General features: G+C 65.5%; 21 protein-coding genes. 7 read left to right on the forward strand and 14 right to left on the reverse strand.

Annotation, left to right across the window (positions count from 1 at the left end; all coding sequences use genetic code 11):
- Positions 1 to 18: 18 nt before the first annotated feature.
- Positions 19 to 594 carry a xanthine phosphoribosyltransferase gene (locus tag IB274_RS18050; protein WP_192433370.1) on the forward strand — a complete coding sequence of 192 codons (576 nt, stop codon included), beginning with the start codon at positions 19 to 21 and terminating at the stop codon, positions 592 to 594.
- Positions 595 to 745: 151 nt separating this feature from the next.
- On the opposite strand, the gene IB274_RS18055 is transcribed toward IB274_RS18050, so the two are convergent.
- The 9 genes from IB274_RS18055 to IB274_RS18095 all read right to left on the reverse strand — a co-directional run bounded on the left by IB274_RS18055 (position 746) and on the right by IB274_RS18095 (position 10,375).
- Positions 746 to 2,587: an acetyl-CoA hydrolase/transferase C-terminal domain-containing protein gene (locus tag IB274_RS18055; protein WP_318652895.1), complete on the reverse strand. Its 1,842-nt coding sequence runs from the start codon at positions 2,585 to 2,587 to the stop codon at positions 746 to 748.
- Positions 2,588 to 2,784: 197 nt separating this feature from the next.
- Positions 2,785 to 3,213, reverse strand: coding sequence for a c-type cytochrome (locus tag IB274_RS18060; RefSeq protein WP_045217660.1), 429 nt, complete (start codon positions 3,211 to 3,213; stop codon positions 2,785 to 2,787).
- A 172-nt stretch (positions 3,214 to 3,385) separates the two neighbouring features.
- Positions 3,386 to 3,934, reverse strand: coding sequence for a cupin domain-containing protein (locus IB274_RS18065; protein ID WP_138217086.1), 549 nt, complete (start codon positions 3,932 to 3,934; stop codon positions 3,386 to 3,388).
- A gap of 163 nt (positions 3,935 to 4,097) precedes the next feature.
- Complete coding sequence (alr, locus tag IB274_RS18070) at positions 4,098 to 5,177, reverse strand: alanine racemase (RefSeq protein WP_192433372.1); 1,080 nt, start codon at positions 5,175 to 5,177, stop codon at positions 4,098 to 4,100.
- A gap of 79 nt (positions 5,178 to 5,256) precedes the next feature.
- The gene (locus tag IB274_RS18075) at positions 5,257 to 5,610 is read right to left on the reverse strand and encodes a RidA family protein (protein WP_192433374.1); all 354 of its coding nucleotides are present in this window, start codon (positions 5,608 to 5,610) and stop codon (positions 5,257 to 5,259) included.
- The gene (gene dadA / locus IB274_RS18080; protein WP_192210541.1) at positions 5,585 to 6,880 is read right to left on the reverse strand and encodes a D-amino acid dehydrogenase; all 1,296 of its coding nucleotides are present in this window, start codon (positions 6,878 to 6,880) and stop codon (positions 5,585 to 5,587) included. The genes IB274_RS18075 and dadA overlap by 26 nt, the downstream gene beginning before the upstream one ends.
- Positions 6,881 to 7,241: 361 nt before the next feature.
- Positions 7,242 to 7,586 carry a YdbL family protein gene (locus IB274_RS18085; protein WP_192433376.1) on the reverse strand — a complete coding sequence of 115 codons (345 nt, stop codon included), beginning with the start codon at positions 7,584 to 7,586 and terminating at the stop codon, positions 7,242 to 7,244.
- 14 nt (positions 7,587 to 7,600) lie between these two features.
- Positions 7,601 to 7,792: a YnbE family lipoprotein gene (locus IB274_RS18090; RefSeq protein ID WP_081515164.1), complete on the reverse strand. Its 192-nt coding sequence runs from the start codon at positions 7,790 to 7,792 to the stop codon at positions 7,601 to 7,603.
- Positions 7,793 to 7,810: 18 nt separating this feature from the next.
- Complete coding sequence (locus tag IB274_RS18095) at positions 7,811 to 10,375, reverse strand: YdbH domain-containing protein (RefSeq protein WP_192433378.1); 2,565 nt, start codon at positions 10,373 to 10,375, stop codon at positions 7,811 to 7,813.
- A 172-nt stretch (positions 10,376 to 10,547) separates the two neighbouring features.
- On the opposite strand from IB274_RS18095, the gene dadR reads away from it, so the two are divergent.
- The 3 genes from dadR (at position 10,548) to IB274_RS18110 (ending at position 14,129) form a co-directional block, all read left to right on the forward strand.
- Positions 10,548 to 11,036 (forward strand): transcriptional regulator DadR, encoded by a 489-nt coding sequence (gene dadR, locus IB274_RS18100; RefSeq protein WP_015479539.1) that lies wholly within the window; start codon positions 10,548 to 10,550, stop codon positions 11,034 to 11,036.
- A 150-nt stretch (positions 11,037 to 11,186) separates the two neighbouring features.
- Entirely contained in the window at positions 11,187 to 12,506 is a 1,320-nt protein-coding gene (locus IB274_RS18105; RefSeq protein WP_192433380.1) for an NAD(P)/FAD-dependent oxidoreductase, read from the forward strand.
- A 69-nt stretch (positions 12,507 to 12,575) separates the two neighbouring features.
- Positions 12,576 to 14,129, forward strand: coding sequence for a phospholipase D family protein (locus tag IB274_RS18110; protein WP_192433382.1), 1,554 nt, complete (start codon positions 12,576 to 12,578; stop codon positions 14,127 to 14,129).
- Here IB274_RS18110 and IB274_RS18115 read toward each other — a convergent pair.
- On the reverse strand, positions 14,126 to 15,295 hold the full coding sequence (locus IB274_RS18115) for an MFS transporter (RefSeq protein ID WP_192433384.1): 1,170 nt from the start codon (positions 15,293 to 15,295) through the stop codon (positions 14,126 to 14,128). The genes IB274_RS18110 and IB274_RS18115 overlap by 4 nt on opposite strands.
- 157 nt (positions 15,296 to 15,452) lie before the next feature.
- A complete protein-coding gene (locus IB274_RS18120; RefSeq protein WP_045217682.1) occupies positions 15,453 to 16,946 on the reverse strand; it encodes an aldehyde dehydrogenase in 1,494 nt (497 codons plus the stop codon).
- 300 nt (positions 16,947 to 17,246) lie between these two features.
- Between IB274_RS18120 and IB274_RS18125 the strand changes: the two genes are divergently transcribed.
- Entirely contained in the window at positions 17,247 to 17,609 is a 363-nt protein-coding gene (locus IB274_RS18125; protein WP_024762072.1) for a cupin domain-containing protein, read from the forward strand.
- A gap of 126 nt (positions 17,610 to 17,735) precedes the next feature.
- On the opposite strand, the gene rpmG is transcribed toward IB274_RS18125, so the two are convergent.
- Entirely contained in the window at positions 17,736 to 17,891 is a 156-nt protein-coding gene (rpmG, locus tag IB274_RS18130) for a 50S ribosomal protein L33 (protein WP_017520721.1), read from the reverse strand.
- A 12-nt stretch (positions 17,892 to 17,903) separates the two neighbouring features.
- Positions 17,904 to 18,140, reverse strand: a complete 237-nt coding sequence (gene rpmB / locus IB274_RS18135) for a 50S ribosomal protein L28 (protein ID WP_009614118.1) — start codon at positions 18,138 to 18,140, stop codon at positions 17,904 to 17,906.
- Positions 18,141 to 18,505: 365 nt separating this feature from the next.
- On the opposite strand from rpmB, the gene IB274_RS18140 reads away from it, so the two are divergent.
- A complete protein-coding gene (locus IB274_RS18140) occupies positions 18,506 to 20,077 on the forward strand; it encodes an ABC transporter substrate-binding protein (RefSeq protein ID WP_192433386.1) in 1,572 nt (523 codons plus the stop codon).
- A 62-nt stretch (positions 20,078 to 20,139) separates the two neighbouring features.
- Positions 20,140 to 20,655, forward strand: a complete 516-nt coding sequence (locus IB274_RS18145; protein ID WP_192433388.1) for a hypothetical protein — start codon at positions 20,140 to 20,142, stop codon at positions 20,653 to 20,655.
- Here the strand turns inward: IB274_RS18145 and radC are convergent.
- Complete coding sequence (gene radC / locus IB274_RS18150) at positions 20,629 to 21,303, reverse strand: RadC family protein (RefSeq protein ID WP_192433390.1); 675 nt, start codon at positions 21,301 to 21,303, stop codon at positions 20,629 to 20,631. The two genes, IB274_RS18145 and radC, sit on opposite strands and share 27 nt — an antisense overlap.
- Positions 21,304 to 21,428 lie beyond the last annotated feature (125 nt).

The following is a 21,428-nucleotide window of genomic DNA, read 5'->3' on the forward strand; positions in this document are numbered from 1 at the left end:
GCTTTCGGAAGCACCCCCGTGAACACTCTCAAAGACAAAATCCGCAGCGAAGGCATCGTTCTTTCCGAACAGGTCCTCAAGGTAGACGCCTTCCTCAACCACCAGATCGACCCGGCGCTGATGAAGTTGATCGGCCATGAGTTCGCCGAACGCTTCAAAAACCAGGGCATCACCAAGATCGTCACCATCGAGGCATCGGGTATCGCTCCGGCGATCATGGCCGGCCTGGAACTGGGGATCCCGGTAATCTTCGCCCGCAAGTTCCAGTCGCTGACGCTGAAGAATGACCTGCTGATCTCCAAGGTCTTCTCCTTCACCAAGCAGACCGAAAGCACCATCGCCATCTCCGCCAAGCACCTGACCGCCGCCGACCACGTGCTGGTGGTGGACGACTTCCTCGCCAACGGCCATGCCGCCAAGGCGCTGATCGACCTGATCCAGCAGGCGGGCGCCAGCATCGCCGGCCTGGGCATCGTCATCGAGAAGTCCTTCCAGGAAGGCCGCGCCCTGCTGGAAAGCGAAGGCTACCGCGTGGAATCCCTGGCTCGCGTGAAGTCCCTGGCGGGCGGTCAGGTCCAGTTCCTCGAGGACTGATCCAGCGCGTTCCACGAAAAAGGCGGGCACCGACAGGGCCCGCCTTTTTCATGCCTGCACGAGGGATCCGGCATGTCCTGTAGGAGCGAGCTTGCTCGCGAAGCTCTTCTGGCCATAGAACGTGCCATGCGGTTCGCGAGCAAGCTCGCTCCTACCCCCCCTGCTCAGCGCTGGCCTTGAGGCCGGCCAGGACGAGGCGCTGATAGAGCTCCTCGCGCAACCCCTCCGGCTTCGCCAGCCCCATGCGCTCCAGGTGCGCGGGGAAAGCCTCCGGCTCCGGCGCATCCAGGGTCGCCTTGCCCAGTTCGAGAATCTCGCTCAGGCGCAGCTTGCTCTTCAGCCAGCCCAGCGCCCGCAGCAGGTCGCGCTCGTGATCGGTGAAATCGCAGCCCAGCGGGAATTCCGGCAGCAACTTGCGCAGCCCCCGGGTCGCCTCGCGCAGGCGCTCCGGGGTGTTGTGGCGGTAACGCGCGTCCAGCTCGAAATCCTTCGGCAGCTTGCCGGCCTCCTGGGCCTGGGCGATCAGCTCGTCCTGGAAGCGCGAATCGGCGATGGCCAGCAGCGCGGCGATGACCTCGGCGTCATTCCTGCCGCGCAGGTCGGCCACGCCGTACTCGGTCACCACCATGTCACGCAGATGCCGGGGGATGGTGGTGTGGCCGTAGTTCCAGACGATGTTGGAACTCAGCTCGCCCTCGGATTCGCGCCAGCTGCGCAGCATCAGGATCGAGCGCGCGCCCTCCAGTTCATGGGCCTGGGCGACGAAGTTGTACTGCCCGCCAACGCCGCTGAGCACCCGGCCGTCTTCCAGCTGGTCGGCCACGCCGGCGCCCAGCAGGGTGACGGTGAAGGCGCTGTTGATGAAGCGTGCATCGCGGCGCTGCGAGCGCTTGAGCTCCTCGTCGCGGTAGAGGTTGTTGACGAAGCCGATGCCGGTCATGCCGATTCCGGCCAGCTCCTCGCGGGGCATTTCGCGCAGGCGCTGGTAGAAAGCCTGCGGGCCGAGGAAGAAGCCGCCATGCAGCCAGACGCCCGGTTCGGTGGGCGAAGCGCCCGGCCGCGCCGCAACCCGCCTGCTCAGAACACCCGCCTCGGCCAACGCCAGCAGGCCGGGGACGAACATCTCGCTACAGCCATACAGCCCTTGTTCGAAGGGCGTGAGACCGCCGTCGCGCTCGATCAGCCCGGCGTGGCGGGCAGTGGAATCGAGGCTGTCGAGCAGCGCACGGTACCCGTCGTTGTCGCGCTGGCGGGTGAGCAGCGCCGAGGTGAGGGCGTCGCCCATGGAGCCGATGCCGATCTGCAAAGTGCCGCCGTCGCGTACCAGGGCGCTGGCGTGCAGACCGATGCAATGGTCCTGCAGGCCCACCGGCAGGTTGGGCGTGGAGAACAGCGTGCTGCTGTCGCCCGGCGCATCCACCAGCAGGTCGAAGAAGTCTTCGTCCACCTCGGCGTCGCCAGGCATGTAAGGCAGTTGGTCGTGGACGACGCCGATGGTGACGATGGTTTCCCCCGCCGCGCGGCGGCGCTGCAGCATCGGCAGCAGGTCGAGGGTGATGTCCGGGTTGCAGGCCAGGCTGAGCTTGCCCGGCCGCGCCGGGTCTCGGGCCACCAACTGAGCAACGGCGTTGACGCCCTTGGCGTTGATGTCGCGCGCCACGTGGCTGTAGTTGCAGCTGATGTAATTCTGCTGCGCAGGGGCGCTGTCCAGCAGGCTGCCAGGCTGCAGGTAGAACTCCTCGACGCGGATGTTCTCGGGCAGGCTGCCGCTGCGCAGGTCGTGCAGGTAGTCCAGTTCGGGATAGTCCCCGTAGATGCGCTCGACGAAGGGTTCGAGGAAGCGCCGCTGCAGCTCGCCGCCGGCCTGCGGGCGACCCAGCGACAGTGCGGTGTAGAGCGTCAGCTGGCGGCGCGGGTTCTCGCGGATGTGCCGGTACAGCGCGTTGGCCAGTTGATTGGGCTTGCCCAGCCCAAGCGGCAGGCCTAGGCGGATATGCCCGTCCAGGCGTTGCAGCAGTTCTTCGACGGCAGTTTCGATCGAGCAGGATTGCACCGGGCGTCCCTCCTGGTTCGTTTCAACGACAGGAGTTTGGACCGGCTTTACGCAAAAGTTGCTCCCGCGACGCACCAGGTGACAAATCGCGGGCATGAAAAAGCCGCCCTTAGGCGGCTTTTCGCACAGGTCGGCTGTTACAGGCCGGACATGTGGTGAATCGCAGCTTTCAGCTCGTCGTCGGAGCAATCAGCGCAAGTGCCCTTGGGCGGCATGGCGTTGATACCCGAGATGGCCTTGGCCAGCAGACCGTCAAGGCCGCCCTGCTCTTTCGCACGCTTGCCCCAGTCAGCCTTGTCGCCGACTTTCGGCGCGCCCAGCAGGCCGCTGCCGTGGCAGTTGGTGCAGACCTTGCCGACAATCTCTTCGCCCGAACGCGGGGCACCGCCACCACCGGCAGCTGCTACGGCGCCAACGCCTTCGCATTCCTTGCCCTGGACGCAGACTTTGCCGACAGGTTCGAGACGCTTGGCAATGGCGTCATCGTTGGTCGCGGCCTGAACGCTCACTGCCCACAGGGCCAGTACGGCAGCTTGGGCTGCCAGGATTTTTCTAATCAGGTTCACCCTTTCACCCTCATCGTGGCTTATCACGCCCGGTCGCGGTGCAGTCACAGTCTCGGGCCGCGCGAGCGGGCGCAAGTATAACGGCAAAGCCGGGAAGCTCGAAACAATTGCGCCACCTAGCCGGCGTTTGCGGCATTAGGTCGCAGCTGGTCTGGCCGGTCCTACCGGCTGTTCAAAAATTTGCCGGTGTGGTCGCGCTGATCAGCCGCGCCGGGGCTTCGAACGGGTTGCGGAAGCGGTGCGGCTTGGTGCTGTCGAAATAGTAGCTGTCGCCGCATTCGAGGACGAAGGTCTCGTCGCCGACGGTCAGTTCCAGGCGGCCTTCGACCAGTACGCCGGTCTCTTCGCCTTCATGGGCGTACATGTCGTCACCGGTGTCGGAGCCCGGCGGGTAGGTCTCGTCGAGCAGGGTGATGGCGCGGCTGGGGTAGTCCTTGCCGATCAGCTTCATGATGATCGAGCCGCTGGACAGGTCGCTGAGTTCGTCTGCCTTGTAGACCACCGGAGTGTTGCTGCTCTGTTCCAGGTCCAGGGAGAAGAACTCCACGAGGGACATCGGAATACCACCCAGCACTTTCTTCAGCGAGCTGATGGAGGGGCTGACGCTGTTTTTCTCGATCATCGAGATTGTGCTGTTGGTCACACCCGCCCGTTTGGCGAGTTCGCGCTGGGACAAACCTTTGACTTTACGGATGGCTTGCAGACGAGCACCGACGTCCAAGGGTGGGGTCCTCCTTATTCTTGTGATCAGGCAGGCTCTGAAAGGCAGAACCCGCAACGGCTTGAGCCGAGCGGGTTCCAAGTGCCACGTATCATGGCAACACCGTTCAGTATTTACAACAGATCGCCCGTCGATCCTGCGCAAACTTTACGGGCGGTATCCGTCACTCGCCCGAGTAGACCCGCGGGACCCGCTTGAGGTTGCAGAACAGCTGATAGGGGATGCTGCCGCACAGGGCGGCGAGCTGGCTGGCGGGGACGTGGGGGCCCCAGAGCTCGACGCGGCTGCCCAGCCCGGCCTGCGGCAGGTCGGTCAGGTCCACGGTGAGCATGTCCATGGAAACGCGGCCGATGATGCGGCTTGGCTTGCCGTCGATGAATACCGGCGTGCCGTCCGGCGCGTGGCGCGGATAGCCGTCAGCATAACCCATGGCAACCACGCCGACGCGCACCGGGCGGTCGGTGACGAAGCGTGCGCCGTAGCCCACCGGCTCGCCGGCCGGCAATTCGCGAATGCTGATGACCTGCGATTCCAGGGTCATCACCGGGCGCAGCTGGTCGGCCAGCGGGTGCGCCTGTTCGAAGGGGGTGGCGCCGTAGAGCATGATGCCGGGACGCACCCAGTCGCTGGGCGCTTCGGACCAGCCGAGGATGCCAGGGGAATTGCGCAGACTGATCTCATGGCCCTGGCCCGCGGCTTCGCGCACGGCCTGGAAGGCGGCGACCTGCTCCGCGGTGCGCGGGCAATGCAGCTCGTCGGCACGGGAGAAGTGGCTCATCAGCACGACCTTGGCCACGTGGGGCAGCGCCTTCAGGCGCGCCAGCGCGGCGGCGTAGTCCTGCGGGAAGAAACCGACGCGGTGCATGCCCGAGTCCATCTTCAGCCAGACCGTCAGCGGCTTGGGCGGGCGTGCGCGCTCGATGGCTTCCAGCTGCCAGGCCGAGTGCACCACGCACCAGAAGTCATGGGCGTCGATCAGTTCCAGTTCGCTGGTTTCGAAGAAGCCCTCGAGCAGCAGGATCGGTGCGCGGATGCCGGCCTCGCGCAGCTCCAGCGCTTCCTCGATGCAGGCCACGGCGAAGCCGTCGGCCTCGGCTTCCAGTGCTCGGGCACAGACCACCGCACCATGGCCGTAGGCGTCGGCCTTGACCACCGCCAACGCTCGGGCGCCGGTGACTTCACGGGCCAGGCGATAGTTGTGGCGCAGGGCGGCGAGGTCGATCAGGGCACGGGCGGGACGCATGGCGAGGCTCTCTTATGGTGGTGGAACAGAAACGACGGACGAAAAAAACCCGGCGCTCCGGCCGGGCCACGCAAAACGATCAGGGCAGTGCGGCGACGATGGAGACCTCGACGAGGATCTCCGGGTAGCACAGCGCCGCCTGGACGGTGGCGCGCGCCGGGGCGCAGCCCTGCGGGACCCACTGGTCCCAGACGCCGTTCATGCCGGCGAAGTCGGCGGCGACGTCTTTAAGGTAAATGGTTGCCGAGAGAATCCGCGACTTGTCAGTACCGGCTTCTTCGAGCAGGCGCTCGACGCTGGCAAGGACTTCGCGGGTCTGTTGCTCGACGCCGGCGGAGAGGTCGTCTGCCACCTGGCCGGCGAGGTAGACCGTGCCGTTGTGGACGACGACCTGGCTCATCCGCTGGTTAGTGTGCAGGCGCAGGATGGCCATCATGGACCTCCGAGGCAGAGCCGTAGCGGGAGATATCCAGACCTTCGGTGCTGATCTGCGGGCGCTTCTTCGCCATCAGGTCGGCGAGGTAGCGTCCCGAGCCGCAAGCCATGGTCCAGCCCAGGGTGCCGTGGCCGGTGTTGAGGAACAGGTTGCGGTAGCGGGTGGCGCCGACAATCGGGGTACCGTCCGGGGTGGCCGGGCGCAGGCCAGTCCAGAACTCTGCCTGGCTGACGTCGCCGCCTTCCGGATAGAGATCGGTGGTGATCATTTCCAGGGTGGCGCGGCGACGCGGGTTCAGCGACAGGTCGAAGCCGGCGATTTCCGCCATGCCGCCGACACGGATGCGCTGGTCGAAACGGGTGATCGCGACCTTGTAGGTCTCGTCGAGGATGGTCGAGGTCGGCGCCATGTCCGGGTTGGTGATCGGCACGGTCAGCGAGTAACCCTTGAGCGGGTAGACCGGGGCGTCGATGCCCAGCGGCTTGAGCATCTGCGGCGAGTAGCTGCCCAGCGCCAGCACGTAGCGGTCGGCGGTGACCAGTTGGCCATCGACCCAGACGCCGTTGATGCGGTCGCCGGCGAAGTCCAGGCGCTGGATGTCCTGGCCGAAGCGGAACTCCACGCCCAGGGCCTTGGCCATCTCGGCCAGCTTGGTGGTGAACATCTGGCAGTCGCCGGTCTGGTCGTTGGGCAGGCGCAGGGCGCCGACCAGCTTGTCGGCCACCTTGGCCAGGGCCGGCTCGACGCGGGCGATGCCGGCGCGATCCAGCACTTCATAGGGGACGCCGGTGCTTTCCAGGACGGCGATGTCCTTGGCAGCGGAGTCCAGTTGGGCCTGGGTGCGGAACAGTTGGGTGGTACCCAGGGAGCGGCCTTCGTAGGTGATGCCGGTCTCCGCACGCAGTTCGTCGAGGCAGTCGCGGCTGTACTCGGACAGGCGCACCATGCGCTCCTTGTTCACCGCGTAGCTCTTGGCATTGCAGTTGCGCAGCATCTGCCACATCCAGGTGTACTGGCTGGGGTCGCCGGTCAGCTTGATGGCCAGGGGCGCGTGGGTCTGCATCAGCCATTTCATGGCCTTGAGCGGGATGCCTGGGGCAGCCCAGGGCGAGGCGTAGCCAGGGGACACCTGGCCGGCGTTGGCGAAGCTGGTTTCAAGAGCCGGGCCGGGCTGGCGGTCGACGACGACCACTTCGAAGCCGGCACGGGCGAGATAGTAAGCACTGGCGGTACCGATCACACCGCTGCCAAGCACCAGAACGCGCATCTTTGCCTCCTACGTCGCGCCGGGGGCGCGGACGTTTCTTATTCTGAACGTAGATGCGCGCAGTATAGGAAGTCGGGCTCAGCGATATTCACTGAATGCGATACGTGTTTTGACGAAAATTCCTGGCGAAAGTCGCTTTCGCGGAGGGACATCCACCAGGATCAACGCATTTTTACCCGAGACCGGATGGTCGAGTATCTGGCGAAAATTTCACCAGACCCAGAGGAAATAGCGAACAGAAGGAGATTGGCCAGAACTTCTCGCGCCGGAGCATTTCCCGACGGGAATTACCTGCTTCCGCCGCAACACCCCGGACTCACCGCCGGCAGCGGCGGCGAGCAGGGAAATCCCCTTGGCGTGCTTACTTACGCACCCACTGGCCGTTGACCTGTACGTACTGTCCCGAAGGCGTGCGCTCGATGGCCTTCTTGCCGGCCAGGGCTTCCACGTCCTTGAGGGTGGCGCCACTCTGGCTGGCGACCTTCTGGTACTCGGCGCGGCGCGCGGCGTTGATCTGCGCGGCGACATCCGCGGCGTCGCCGCTGTTCTTCACGACACCCAGGTAACCGTCGGGCTGCTCGCCGACCAGCCCCTGGGACTTGGCGCCGCCCAGCGCGGACATCGCCTGCTCCAGGCTCATGGCCATGACCGGCAGGCTCAGGCAGAGGGCGACCAGCGCGACGCCCAGTTTGCGGTGCAATCTCATGCAAAGGCTCCTTCTCAAAACAGGCCGCTGTTCTCGTTGATGATGCCGTCGAGCGCCTTGTCGACCTTGATATAGATCTCGTGCTCGATCTTCACGTTGAGGTTGATGTTGATCGGCTCCTTGGGCGCTGCCAGCTGCACGGTGGGCGTGCAGCCCTGGGCAAGGCCGGCCAGGAGCAGTAGGGCGAATAGGGCGCGGAGGCGCATTTCAGGTTCTCCTTGCGGTCATGGCGCGGCGGCCGGGTCGTTGCGCAGGCGGTCCTGCACGCGCTTGCGGATGGTGTCGCTGACCCGGTCGCTCAGTTGCAGGCTGGTGAGCAGCTTGGGCACGTTCTCCTCCAGATTGACGTTGAGGTTGATCGGCCGGCCCTGCTCCAGCTCGGGATTGCTCCCGCTCAGGCTCAGGGCAAGGAGCAGCTTGCCGGATTCATCATAATCCACGCGGCTGCTGAGCTTGTCGTAGCGGAAATCGTCGATGGCGGTGGCCACCAGTTGCATGGCCGGGTTGCTCTGGCCCAGCGACTGGATCTTCGGCGAACGGAACTGCAGCACGCCGGGTTGCCGCGCGGCCACTTCGCCATTGCGGATCACCAGCTTGCCCTCGTGCAGGCCCAGCGGCAGGTTGCCATCGATGATGCCGTTGCCGGAAAGGCCCTCCGCCGGATACGCCGCGAGGATCGCCTCCAGGGCCAGCCCCTCCAGCTTCAGGGTAAGACCCTGCCCCAGCGCAGAAAGATCCACGGCCCCCGCCGGCAGCCAGGCGCGGCCCTTGAACAGCCCCAGCTCCGCCTGCCGCCAGTCGACCCGGCCCGCCAGCGGCGCCGCCAGCGAGGCCTTGTAATTACCCTGCAGGGACAGTGGGCCGAGGGTGACACCGGGGTTCAGCGTGGCGACTTTTACCTGCGGCAGTTGCAACTGCATCTGCGAGCCCTTCAGGGCGAACTTCGCCTGCAGGTCGAGGCCTTGCACCTCGCTGCGATCGTAGACACCCTCCAGCCCGCTGCCACGCAGGTTCAGGTCGAGGCTCTGCGCAGCGGCGCCCGGCGGCAGGCGCCAGTTCAGGTCGAAGCTCGCCTTGCCATTGTTCAGGCTGAGCAGGCCCGGCCAGTCGCCGAGGGACTTTTCCAGCGGGTTGCCGGTGCGCAGGAAGAACTCCGGCTGCCGCGCGACCAGAGCAACACCCTGCTGCGCCGAGTGGCTCAGCTCGACCTCCGCATTCAGGCCACCGCTGTTGAGCAGCCGGCCCTTGAACTGCTGGGCTTCGAGGCTCGTCGCCAGTGTGCCCATGGCATTCCAGGACAGCGGTTTGACGTGGGGTTGGCGCAACTCGCCCACGGTCAGTTTCAGCGGGGCGTTGAGTTGCAGGGTGGCCGGCGTGTCCCCAGCGTACCCCAGACTCAGCGTGCCCTTGCCCAGCGTGGCGGCAAGCTTGTTGGCCTTGAGTGACTGCGGGCCGGTCAGCATTCCGACCAGCAATTGCGCGCTATCGGCCAGGTTGAAACTCGCCGACTGCTGATCGACCCGGCCGTCGAAATTCAGGTCGACGCGGCTGTTGTCGCCGCGCAGGCCGGCCAACTCCAGGTGCGGGACATTCCCTTCCAGCCGGGAATCACTCAGTTGCAGCGCCAGCGGGGTCGCCTCCAACAGGGCCGCGCGGGAGCGCAGACGCAGGTCGGCGGCACCCACCGCGCGCAGGTCGGCGCGCACGCTGCCGACTTCCTCTTCTACGCCGGGCTCCAGGTGCAGGGTCAGGCGTGCCGGGCGCAGGCCGACCGGCAGCGCCTGCAGCCAGTCGCCGTAGAGATCGGACAGGCGCAGGTCACCGCTGACCACCGAAGGGCGCCAGCCGCGATCAGTCGCGCTGGCGATCAGCCGCAGGTCACCTTGCAGGTTGCCCGCGCCCGGCAGTGGCCAAGGTTGCGGCAGCTGCAGGGACAGATCGATGCTGCCGCGCCCGTCGCGCAGGCCCGGCCAGTCAGGCCAGGCGGCGCTGCCGGTCAGATGAGTGTCCCAGCTCAGGCGCAGGCGCCCGGCCTCGGGTATCGGCAGTGGCAGGTTCGGTGTCGGCAACCACATGCCCAGCCAGTTGCGCACCGCCTGCACCGGCGGTACGGCGGGGCTGGCAATGCTGCCGCTGAGCTGGCGGCTGGCGGGCGCCCAGCTGGAATCCAGGGAAAGCAGCGGCTCGTTGTCCAGGTAGCTGTCCAAGTGCAGGCGCCATTGGCCATCGCCGGGTTGCAGCAAGCCATTGAACGCCAGTTGCTGACCGCCCTGGCGCAGCTCGCCGCCCAGCGCCGCGGCGCCGCCCTGGATCTGCTGCCAGTGCGCGCTGCCATTGAGGGTACAGCGTTGCTCGCGGGCGCAGGGCAATTCGACGACGACACGCTCCAGCGCCAGTCGGCCGGGCAGCAGCGCCAGCCAGCGATTGAGCTGGGCGATGTCCGGCAGCCCGGTTTCATCCTCCAGCGCGTCCTGGCCCGGCCACTGGCGGACGTCGATGCTGCCGGCAGCCAATTCCCTTAGCCGCCAGCGCCCGTCTTCATGTTCGGGCCAACCGATGCGCAGATCCTGCAACTGGGTTGCCAGGCGCGAGCCATTCTGAGTTTGTCGCTGGAGAGCCAAGCGCTGCAGCGTCAGGCCGTCGCGGGAAATGCCCAGGCCCCGCCATTGCTCGACGTTGACCCCGGCACTCGCCAGCAGGCGCGGAACCGCCAGCCACGCCGCGCCGACCGCCATTGCCAGGAGCAGCAACAGCAGCAGGAGAACGGTGCGCGGGCGGGGAAGCGACATGCGATAGCCTCTGCGAAAAAGGACCGACTTCGACCCAAAAGTCCGAAGCGTTGGCCTACAGGCTGGCCGTCCGGCGCGGGAAGTTCAAGGGATACCAGTGATATTCCCTGCACAACCGACTATATTGCCGACATTCCCCCAAAGCTCATTGCTCGACTTCAGAGTCCCTCCCATGAGAACCCAGCATCAAAGCCGCCGCGAACTGGACAAGATCGACCGCAACATCCTGCGCATCCTGCAGGAGGAAGGTCGCATCTCCTTCACTGAACTGGGCGAGCGCGTCGGCCTCTCCACCACGCCGTGCACCGAGCGCGTACGCCGGCTGGAGCGCGAGGGGATCATCATGGGCTACAACGCCCGGCTGAACCCGCAGTACCTCAAGGCCAGCCTGCTGGTGTTCGTCGAGATCAGCCTGGACTACAAGTCCGGCGACACCTTCGAGGACTTCCGCCGCTCGGTGCTCAAGCTGCCCCACGTGCTGGAGTGCCACCTGGTGTCGGGCCACTTCGACTACCTGGTGAAGGCGCGCATCTCGGAGATGGCCTCCTACCGCAAGCTGCTGGGCGACATCCTGCTCAAGCTGCCCCACGTGCGCGAATCCAAGAGCTACATCGTGATGGAAGAGGTGAAGGAAAGCCTCACCCTGCCCATTCCTGACTGAATAGCAGGCTGATTCCCCGCCGTTCGCGGCAAGCTCAACAGATTTATTTACGACTTCCCGGCGTTTTTTCCCGTGCGGCTATTGGCTGCGAGGGAAGTCGGCGTTTATCCTGCGTAAAATTTTAACAACACAAAAATCAGGATATCGCACATGAACGCCCGCGTTCACCAGCCGGTGCACACCGATCGTCACGCCCCGTCCTACTACGCCGCGAGCGTCAATCGCCGCCTCGAAGTACCGCCCCTGGCTGACGAGGAAAAGGCCGACGTGTGCGTCATCGGCGGTGGCTTCTCCGGGCTGAACACGGCGATCGAACTGGCCGAGCGCGGGCTCTCGGTGATCCTGCTGGAAGCCCACCAGATCGGCTGGGGTGCCAGCGGCCGCAACGGCGGCCAACTGATCCGCGGCGTCGGCCACGGCCTGGAGCAGTTCGAGCCGGTGGTAGGCGCCGATGGCGTGCACGCCCTGAAGCTGATGGGACTGGAGGCAGTGGAGATCGTCCGCCAGCGCGTCGAAAAATACGCCATCGACTGCGACCTGACCTGGGGCTACTGCGACCTGGCCAACAAGCCCTCGGACGTCGAAGGCTTCCAGGAAGATTTCGACGAACTGAAAAGCCTCGGCTACCGCCACGAACTGCGCATGGTCGCGAAAGAGGACATGCGCTCCATCGTCGGCTCCGAGCAGTACGTCGGCGGCATGGTGGACATGGGCTCGGGCCACCTGCACCCGCTCAACCTGGCCCTGGGCGAAGCCGCCGCGGCGCAGAGCCTGGGCGTGAAGCTGTTCGAGAACTCCGCTGTCACCGACATCGACTATGGCAGCGAAGTGCGCGTGCGCACCGCCCAGGGCAGCGTGCGCGCCAAGTCCCTGGTAATCGCCTGCAATGCCTACCAGAACGGCCTGAACCATTATCTCGACGGCAAGGTGCTGCCCGCCGGAAGCTACGTGATCGCCACCGAGCCGCTGTCCGCCGAGCAGGCCCACGCCCTGCTGCCGCAGAACATGGCGGTGTGCGACCAGCGCGTGGCTCTGGACTACTACCGGCTCTCCGCCGACAACCGCCTGCTGTTCGGCGGCGCCTGCCACTACTCCGGGCGCGACCCGGCGGATATCGCCGCCTACATGCGGCCGAAGATGCTCAAGGTGTTCCCGCACCTGGAAAACGTGCGCATCGACTACCAGTGGGGCGGCATGATCGGCATCGGCGCCAACCGGCTGCCACAGATCGGCCGTCTGCCCGACCAGCCCAATGTGTATTTCGCCCAGGCCTACGCCGGCCACGGGGTGAACGCCACGCACCTGGCCGGCAAGCTGCTCGCCGAAGCCATCACCGCCCAGCAGGGCAGCGGCTTCGAGCTGTTCGCCAAGGTGCCGCACATCACCTTCCCCGGCGGCAAGCTGCTGCGCTCGCCACTGCTGGCCTTAGGGATGGCCTGGTACCGCTTCAAGGAAACCCTCGGCGGCTGACCGCCTGCGCGATCCAGCGGCTAGAATCTTCCGCAGCCCGTCACCGGCGGGCTTGTCGGAGACTCATCCTTGCTTCCACGCCTGTTCCTGCTGATCCTGCTGGCCCTGGGTGGCTGCGCCAGCGCGCCGCCGCCCGAGCCTTCGCACGTGCTGCCGGTGCAGGGCACCCGGCTGGACAACCAGATCAGCGAGCGCGCCGCCGCCCATCCCGGGCAGTCCGGCTTCCACCTGCTGGCCTCCAGCGTCGATGCCTTCCTCGCCCGCGCCGAACTGATCCGCAAGGCCCAGCGCAGCCTCGACATCCAGTACTACATCGTCCACGACGGCCTCACCACCCGCGCGCTGATCCGCGAGCTGCTGCACGCGGCGGACCGTGGTGTGCGCGTGCGCATCCTGATCGACGACACCAGCAGCGACGGCTGGGACTACGAACTGGGCACCCTCGCCGCCCACCCGAACATCCAGGTGCGCCTGTTCAACCCGCTGCACCTGGGCCGCAGCACCGGCGTCACGCGCAACCTCGGGCGGCTGTTCAACCTCTCCGAACAGCACCGGCGGATGCACAACAAGCTGCTGCTGGCGGACAACAGCGTGGCCATCGTCGGCGGCCGCAACCTGGGTGACGAATACTTCGACGCCAAGGCCGAGATGAACTTCAGCGACCTCGACCTGATGGGCGTCGGCCCGGTGGCGCAGTCGCTGGGTCAGAGCTTCGACCAGTACTGGAACAGCCGCATCAGCCGGCCCATCGAGGACTACCTGTGGGGCGAGCCGGACCTCGACGAACTCAGCCGCATGCGCCGCAAGCTGGACCACTACCTGGCGAAGGAGCGGGTGAAGAGCTCCAGCTACATCGCCCGGCTCAACCGCAACAGCGACCGCCCGCACCTGCAGAACTGGCTGGACGACCTGGTCTGGGCGCCGGGCAAGGCAGTCTGGGACACCCCGCTGAAAGTCCTCGACCACGGCGATCCGAAGGGCGAATACCTGCTCAGCACTCAACTGCAGCCGCTGTTCGACGGGGTGTCGAAGGAACTGATCCTGGTCTCAGCCTACTTCGTACCGACCAGCGCCGGTGTCGACTACCTGACCCAGCGCGCCGACCGCGGCGTCAGCGTGCGCCTGCTGACCAACTCACTGGAGGCGACCGACGTACCCGCCGTGCACGCCGGCTACGCGCCCTATCGGCTGGAATTGCTGGAGCACGGGGTGAAGCTCTACGAGCTGCGCGCCGATCCGGATCAGCGCCTGTCCGGCGCGCCGTGGATGGTGCACGGATCGAGCAGCGCCAGCCTGCACAGCAAGGCGGCGGTGTTCGACCAGCAGAAAGTCTTCGTCGGTTCGCTGAACTTCGACCCGCGCTCGGTGCTGTGGAACACCGAGGTTGGCATCATCGTCGACAGCCCGGAACTGGCCGACCAGGTGCGTCGCCTGGCGCTGGCCAGCATGTCGCCGAGCGTCAGCTATCAGGTGAAGATCGCGCCGAACAGCAACCCGCCGGAATTGGTCTGGATCGAAGAGCGCAATGGTCATCTGGTGGCGCTGGACCGTGAGCCGGGTAACGCCTGGCGCCGGCTCAATGCGTGGATCGCCGGCGCCATCGGGCTGGAGAAAATGCTCTAGGAGCGCTCCTGCTGCAGCGCAGCGTCGGTCGAGCGCATCACCGGCGGCAAGCCGCGCAGGCTCACCAGGATCACGAAACCGGCTGCCCCCAGCGCCATCACCAGCGGCAGGGCGTGGCCGCTGATCCACTGGCTGGCCGCTCCGGTCGCCAGCGGCCCGATCAGGCAACCGATGCCCCAGAGCTGGGCGATGTGCGCGTTGGCGCGGACCAGTGCGTCATCACGATAGCGCTCGCCGATGAGGATCAGCGACAGGGTGAACAGCCCGCCCGCGCTGGCACCGAACAGCACCAGCACCGGCCAGATGGCGATGTGCTGCAGCAGCATCGGCATGGCCAGGCTGCTGAGGCACAGCACGACGCCGCAGCCCTTGAACAGCGTCTGCCGCGAGATGCGGTCGGCCAGCCAACCGATGGGCAGTTGCAGCAGCGCATCGCCGACCACCACGGTGCTGACCATCGCCAGCGCCACCGCCTGCGTGAAGCCCTGCTGGATGCCGTAGACCGGCAGTAGGGTAAGGATCATCGCCTCGAAACCAGCGAACAGCACCACCGCCCAGGCGATGGCCGGCAACTGGCCGCAGAAGGCGAACAGCCCACGCCCGTTGGCGCTGTGCGGGTCGACCTTGGGCGCGCCGGTACGACCGAGCAGCAGCAGGGAACCGCCCACCAGCAGGCAGACGCTGAACCAGAAGCCACGGTTGTCGGCGGTGCCGATGAAGGTCAGCAGCACCGGGCCGGACAGCTGGCTCAGCGCGTAACCGGTGCCATACAGGGCGACCAGGCGGCCGCGCCATTTCTCGATGGCCAGCTGGTTGATCCAGCTTTCACCGAGAATGAACACCACGGTGAGCTGCACGCCGATCAACAGGCGCAGGATCAGCCAGATCGGGTAGCTCTGCAGCAGCGCCAGCAGGCCGACCGAGAAGGCCCCGGAAAGCAGGCACAGGCGCATCAGCAGTGGCGTACCAACCCGCGCAGCGAGACGCCCGGCGATCATTGCGCCCAGCAGCACGCCCACGGCGGGGGTGGACGCCATGACGCCGATGGCGAAGTTGCCGTAACCCCAGCCTTCCAGGCGCAGCGAGACCAGCGGCATGGTCAGGCCCAGGGCCAGACCGATGCTGATGACGGCAGCACACACAGCAAAATACGGTCCCCAACGCATTGTCTTTCTCCCGTTCCATCCGGAGCGCACGCCAGGCGCGAGGGTGCCCGATGCGCAATGCACAGCGGCCGGGCTTCCCTGAGGGAAACCCGGCCGCGGGTGTGGCTCTTTGTCAGAGCCGGCCCCTGACTCGGGGCCGACCTGCTTCAGGTCTGGATTACAACTTGATCCAGGTGGCCTTCAGCTCGGTGTATTTATCAAAAGCGTGCAGCGACTTGTCGCGGCCGTTGCCGGACTGCTTGAAGCCACCGAACGGAGCGGTCATGTCGCCGCCATCGTACTGGTTCACCCAAACGCTGCCGGCACGCAGTGCCTTGGCGGTCAGGTGGGCCTTGGACAGATCGCTGGTCCACACCGCGGCGGCCAGGCCGTAGGGGGTGTCATTGGCAATGCGCACGGCTTCTTCGGCATCGGTGAACTCGATGACCGACAGCACCGGGCCGAAGATCTCTTCACGGGCGATGCGCATGGCGTTGGTCACGCCGTCGAAGATGGTCGGCTCGACGTAGGTGCCGCCGGTCTCTTCCAGGGTGCGCTTGCCGCCGGCCACCAGCTTGGCGCCGTCGTCGTGGCCAGCCTGGATGTAGCTCAGGACGTTGTTCATCTGGGTGGTGTCGACCAGCGCACCGACGTTGGTTTCGGGGTCCAGCGGGTTGCCCGGCTTCCAGGCCTTGATGGCTTCGACAACCATCGGCACGAACTCGGCCTTGATCGACTTCTCCACCAGTAGGCGCGAGCCGGCGGTGCAGACTTCGCCCTGGTTGAAGGCGATCGCGCTGGCGGCGGCTTCAGCAGCGGCTTTCAGGTCCGGGGCGTCTGCGAAGACGATGTTCGGGCTCTTGCCGCCGGCTTCCAGCCAGACGCGCTTCATGTTGGACTCGCCCGCGTAGACCATCAGCTGCTTGGCGATCTTGGTCGAACCGGTGAACACCAGGGTGTCGACGTCCATGTGCAGGGCCAGGGCCTTGCCGACGGTGTGGCCGAAGCCCGGCAGGACGTTGAACACGCCTTTCGGAATGCCGGCCTCGATGGCCAGCTGGGCGATGCGGATGCCGGTCAGCGGAGACTTCTCGGAGGGCTTGAGGATCACCGAGTTACCGGTGGACAGCGCCGGGCCGAGTTTCCAGCAGGTCATCAGCAGGGGGAAGTTCCACGGCACGATGGCGGCAACGACGCCGACCGGCTCGCGGGTGACCAGGCCCAGTTCGTTGTGGGCGGTGGCGGCGACTTCGTCGTAGATCTTGTCGATCGCTTCTCCGCTCCAGCGCAGGCTGTTGGCGGCGCTGGACACGTCGATACTCAGCGAGTCGCTGATCGGCTTGCCCATGTCGAGGGTTTCCAGCAGGGCCAGTTCCTCGGCGTTCTCCAGCAGCAGCTCGGAGAAGCGGATCATGACCTTCTTGCGCTTGGCCGGGGCCAGGCGCGACCAGGAGCCGGAATCGAAGGCAGCACGGGCGACCTGCACGGCACTCTCGGCATCTGCCAGGTCGCAGCTGGCGACCTTGGCCAGGAAACGGCCATCCACAGGGCTGATGCAATCGAAGGTGGCGCCGGATGCGGCGTCGACGTATTCACCGTTGACGAAGGCGCGGCCTTCGATCTTCAGGTCCTTGGCGCGAGCTTCCCAATCGGCGCGAGTGAGGGTACCCATGACAACGTGTCCTCTTATTAATGTACTTATCAGGTACAGGCGCCCGGCGGGCGCACTGTCAAAAATTCCGCAAGGCGGAGCAAACGCATGCTGTTGGCCACCCTAAACCGGAGGCAGCCAATTTTCAATATTTTTTACACTAAGCGGCCAAATGGCCTTGTCACGTTCGTTTTATTAAACATAGACTGCCCTGATTCGTCGGCTGATGGTTTTCCGACAGCCGCTTCGGAGTAAATATCCAACAGCGCTGCGCGTGCCCGCACGCACTCTCGCCAACAACTCTAAAGAACCGAGACCGCCATGAACGTCGAGCAGATCGTCGATTTCGCCCAGGCCACCACCGCCCCCGAACACTACCGCCCCGCTCCGGACCGCATCATCAAGGGTGACCCGGCGCAGAACGTGCGCAACCACTACGCCAGCGACTGCGGTCAGTTCAACGTGGGCATCTGGGAAGGCGAGCCGGGCCACTGGAACGTCAGCTACACCGAGCACGAGTACTGCGAGATTCTCCAGGGCGTGTCGGTGATCCGTGACGCCAACGGCGGCGCCAAGACCGTGCGCGTCGGCGACCGATTCGTCATCCCGGCCGGCTTCAGCGGCACCTGGGAAGTGCTGGAGCCCTGCCGCAAGGTCTACGTGATCTTTGAACAGAAGGCCTGAGCCTCCGAACACGAAAAAGCCCGCCAATCAGCGGGCTTTTTTTCGTCCGCGATCTTCGCAAGGCAAATCGCAGGCAAGAAAAAACCCGCCACGAAGGGCGGGTTTCTTCACAAGGGCGAAGATCAATTACTTGATCTTGGCTTCCTTGTAGATCACGTGCTTGCGAACAACCGGATCGTACTTCTTGATCTCGATTTTCTCAGGCTTGGTACGCTTGTTCTTGTCGGTGGTGTAGAAGTGGCCGGTACCGGCGCTGGACACCAAACGGATCAGTTCGCGCATGACTGCAGCTCCTTAGAATTTTTCGCCGCGGGCGCGCAGGTCGTTCAGAACGGCCTCGATACCACGCTTGTCGATGATACGCATGCCTTTAGCGGAAACGCGCAGACGCACGAAACGCTTCTCGGATTCTACCCAGAAACGGTGGTGCTGCAGGTTCGGCAGGAAACGGCGACGGGTTTTGTTGTGTGCGTGGGAAATGTTGTTCCCGGTAACCGGACCCTTACCGGTCACTTGGCAAACTCTCGACATGGCTCAGCCCTCTGTAAACCACATGCCAAACCCGGCATGGGTTGGCTGCTTAACTCAATAGGATTCTCAGTTTCACCAGGGTCTTAACTGCCGCTTCGCCGCGATCGAGTCGCAGGATCAGAGCAGGGCCCCAGAAAAGAGCGCAGCTTTATATCAGAAAGACACTTCCTGCTGCAAGGGAAAGCATGACTCGGACACCCCGACGCCAGCCCCCGCGGGCCGCGGCACTGGTGCCGTTCGTCGCCTGTCATCGTTGTGACCGGCGGCGGGTTGGTCTAGGGTAGCTCCTTCGAGGCTGCCAACAGCCTTGCATGACCCGCCCAGCCTCGCGGATGGGCATCTTGCCAGCTTACACGGAGTCCGTCATGCGTCTCGCCCTTCTCGCCCTTCTTCTTTCCCCCGCCCTTGCCAGCGCAGCCTCGCTAAGCGTGTGCACCGAAGCCAGCCCCGAAGGCTTCGATGTGGTCCAGTACAACTCGCTGACCACCACCAACGCCTCGGCCGACGTGCTGATGAACCGCCTGGTGGACTTCGACGCCGCCCGCGGCGAAGTGGTGCCGAGCCTGGCCGAGAGCTGGAAGGTCTCCGACGATGGCTTGACCTACGACTTCCAGCTGCGTGATGGCGTGGCCTTCCATCACACCGACTACTTCAAGCCCAGCCGGACGCTTTCCGCCGACGACGTGGTGTTCAGCTTCCAGCGCATGCTCGACCCGGCCCAGCCCTGGCACAAGGTTGCGCAGAGCGGCTTCCCGCACGCCCAGTCGATGCAGCTGCCGAGCCTGGTCAAGGCAGTGGAAAAGGTCGACGAGCACCACGTGCGCTTCAGCCTCAACCACCCGGACGCCACCTTCCTGGCGATGCTCAGCATGGGCTTCGCCTCCATCTATTCCGCCGAGTACGCCGACCAGCTAATGAAGGCCGGCACCCCGGAGAAGCTCAACGCCCAGCCAATCGGCACCGGCCCCTTCGTCTTCAAGCGCTTCCAAAAAGACGCCGTGGTGCGCTACGCCGCCAACGCCGAGTACTTCGGCGGCAAGCCGGCTGTGGATAACCTGGTATTCGCCATCACCCCCGACGCCGCCGTGCGCCTACAGAAGCTCAAGCGCGGTGAATGCCAGATCGCCCTGTCGCCCAAGCCGCTGGACGTAGAGGCTGCGCAGAAGAGCGCCGAACTCAAGGTCGAACAGACCCCGGCCTTCATGACCGCCTTCGTCGGCATCAACAGCCAGCACCCGCCACTGGATAACCCGAAGGTGCGCCAAGCGATCAACCTCTCTTTCGACAAGGACAGCTACCTCAAGAGCGTGTTCGCCGGGAGCGCCACCGTCGCCAATGGCGTCTATCCGCCCAACACCTGGAGCTATGCCAAGGACATCCCCGGCTATCCGCGCGACCTGGGCAAGGCCCGCGCGCTGCTGGCCGAAGCCGGGCACAAGGATGGCTTCAAGACCACCATCTGGACCCGCCCTTCCGGCAGCCTGCTCAATCCCAACCCGAGCGTCGGTGCGCAGTTGCTGCAGGCGGACCTGGCGCAGGTCGGCATCCAGGCCGAAATCCGCGTGATCGAGTGGGGCGAGCTGATCCGCCGCGCCAAGGCCGGCGAGCATGACCTGCTCTTCATGGGCTGGGCTGGCGACAACGGCGACCCGGACAACTTCCTCACTCCGCAATTCTCCTGTGCCAGCGTGAAATCCGGCCTGAACTTCACGCGCTACTGCGACGACAAGCTCGACGGCCTGATCAGCCAGGGCAAGGCGGTGGCCGACCAGTCCAAGCGCAGCGAGCTGTACCACCAGGCGCAGCAGATCATCCACGACCAGGCGCTGTGGCTGCCGCTGGCGCACCCGACCGCCTCAGCGCTGACTCGCCAGAATGTGAAGGGCTACGTGGTGAACCCCTTCGGTCGCCAGGATTACTCGAAGGTGCAGCTCTGAGCCGCGCACTGCTCGACCATCTGCTGCCGGAGTTCCAGTTCACCGAGCGGCACTCGCTGACCATGCGCGCTTCGCCCGGCCAGGTACTCGATGCAGTGAGTCAGCTGACCGCCGAGCATGACCCGCTGGTGCAGCGTTTCCTGCAGATCCGCGAGGCGCCGGCGCGGCTCGCCCTTCGCCTGGGGTTGCGCAACGCGCTGGCGGACCGTCCGCGCTTCGGCCTGCACGAGTTCACCCTGCTGGGCCGCCACGGCGACCAAGAGATCGCCTACGGGCTGATCGGGCGCTTCTGGCGCAGCGACTTCGGCCTGCGCCCGTGTGCCGACGGCGATGCCTTCCGGCGCTTTGCCGAGCCTGGCACCGCAAGGCTCATGCTGCACTTCTCCTGCGAACCGGCCGAGCAGGACGGCTTCACCCATGTCCGCACGGAGACCCGCGTGCATTGCCCTGACAGCCGTAGCCGCCTGCTGTTCACGCCCTACTGGCTGGCGATCCGTCCGGTCAGTGGGCTGATCCGCCGGCGCCTGCTGCGCGACATTCAGCGCCGTGTCTCAGAGCATCCCCAGCTCAGCCATTGATTGCGGCTCGCCGTCACCGACGATGAAGTGATCCAGCACGCGCACATCGATCAGCGCCAGCGCCTGGACGATGCGACGGGTCAGCAGGTCGTCGGACTGGCTCGGCTCGGCGATCCCGGAGGGGTGGTTGTGCGCCAGGATCACTGCCGCGGCGTTGTGCGCCAGGGCGCGCTTGACGATCTGCCGGGGGTAGACGCTGGCGCTGTCGATGGAGCCGTGGAACAGCACCTCGAACTCCAGCATGCGGTGACGGTTGTCCATGAACAGGCAGGCGAACACCTCGTGGGGCTCGTGGCGCAGCCGTGCCTTGAGGAAGTCGCGCACTGCCTGCGGGCTTTCCAGGGCGGGGCCGCGGTCCATATCTTCGGCCAGGTGCCGTCGGCTCATCTCCAGCACCGCCTGGAGCTGGGTGAACTTGGCCGGCCCCAGCCCCCGATGGCTGCAGAACGCTTCAAGATCGGCCTCCAGCAGAGCTCGCAGGCTGCCGAACTCGACCAACAGCCGGCGCGCCAGATCGACGGCACTGCAACCGGTGACCCCGGTGCGCAGGAAGATGGCCAGCAGTTCCGCATCGCTCAGGCTCGCCGCCCCCTGTTCGAGCAAGCGCTCCCGAGGTCGCTCCGACGCGGGCCAATCCAGAATTCTCACGCAACCTCCCAGCTCTTGTCCGCCCGCTGTTCCGGCGCAGGCGCTGTGCTATCTTAGCCCCCTCGCTGCGCGCAGCCGGAGGCCTGGGGAGGCGTCATCGGCTTCAGCGCGCGTCATCCATTTCC

It is taken from the genome of Pseudomonas sp. PDM18 (assembly GCF_014852585.1).
In the GTDB taxonomy this organism is placed as follows: domain Bacteria; phylum Pseudomonadota; class Gammaproteobacteria; order Pseudomonadales; family Pseudomonadaceae; genus Pseudomonas.

What these genes read in the sequence shown, in the direction of transcription:
- alr (WP_192433372.1), bottom strand. Translation starts at nt 5,177, where the DNA reads ATGCGTCCCGCCCGTGCCCTGATCGACCTCGCCGCCCTGCGCCACAAC.
- IB274_RS18075 (WP_192433374.1), bottom strand. Translation starts at nt 5,610, where the DNA reads ATGGCCATCCTGCGCCTGCACACTAACCAGCGGATGAGCCAGGTCGTC.
- dadA (WP_192210541.1), bottom strand. Translation starts at nt 6,880, where the DNA reads ATGCGCGTTCTGGTGCTTGGCAGCGGTGTGATCGGTACCGCCAGTGCT.
- IB274_RS18085 (WP_192433376.1), bottom strand. Translation starts at nt 7,586, where the DNA reads ATGAGATTGCACCGCAAACTGGGCGTCGCGCTGGTCGCCCTCTGCCTG.
- IB274_RS18090 (WP_081515164.1), bottom strand. Translation starts at nt 7,792, where the DNA reads ATGCGCCTCCGCGCCCTATTCGCCCTACTGCTCCTGGCCGGCCTTGCC.
- IB274_RS18095 (WP_192433378.1), bottom strand. Translation starts at nt 10,375, where the DNA reads ATGTCGCTTCCCCGCCCGCGCACCGTTCTCCTGCTGCTGTTGCTGCTC.
- dadR (WP_015479539.1), top strand. Translation starts at nt 10,548, where the DNA reads ATGAGAACCCAGCATCAAAGCCGCCGCGAACTGGACAAGATCGACCGC.
- IB274_RS18105 (WP_192433380.1), top strand. Translation starts at nt 11,187, where the DNA reads ATGAACGCCCGCGTTCACCAGCCGGTGCACACCGATCGTCACGCCCCG.
- IB274_RS18115 (WP_192433384.1), bottom strand. Translation starts at nt 15,295, where the DNA reads ATGCGTTGGGGACCGTATTTTGCTGTGTGTGCTGCCGTCATCAGCATC.
- IB274_RS18120 (WP_045217682.1), bottom strand. Translation starts at nt 16,946, where the DNA reads ATGGGTACCCTCACTCGCGCCGATTGGGAAGCTCGCGCCAAGGACCTG.
- IB274_RS18125 (WP_024762072.1), top strand. Translation starts at nt 17,247, where the DNA reads ATGAACGTCGAGCAGATCGTCGATTTCGCCCAGGCCACCACCGCCCCC.
- rpmG (WP_017520721.1), bottom strand. Translation starts at nt 17,891, where the DNA reads ATGCGCGAACTGATCCGTTTGGTGTCCAGCGCCGGTACCGGCCACTTC.
- rpmB (WP_009614118.1), bottom strand. Translation starts at nt 18,140, where the DNA reads ATGTCGAGAGTTTGCCAAGTGACCGGTAAGGGTCCGGTTACCGGGAAC.
- IB274_RS18140 (WP_192433386.1), top strand. Translation starts at nt 18,506, where the DNA reads ATGCGTCTCGCCCTTCTCGCCCTTCTTCTTTCCCCCGCCCTTGCCAGC.
- IB274_RS18145 (WP_192433388.1), top strand. Translation starts at nt 20,140, where the DNA reads ATGCGCGCTTCGCCCGGCCAGGTACTCGATGCAGTGAGTCAGCTGACC.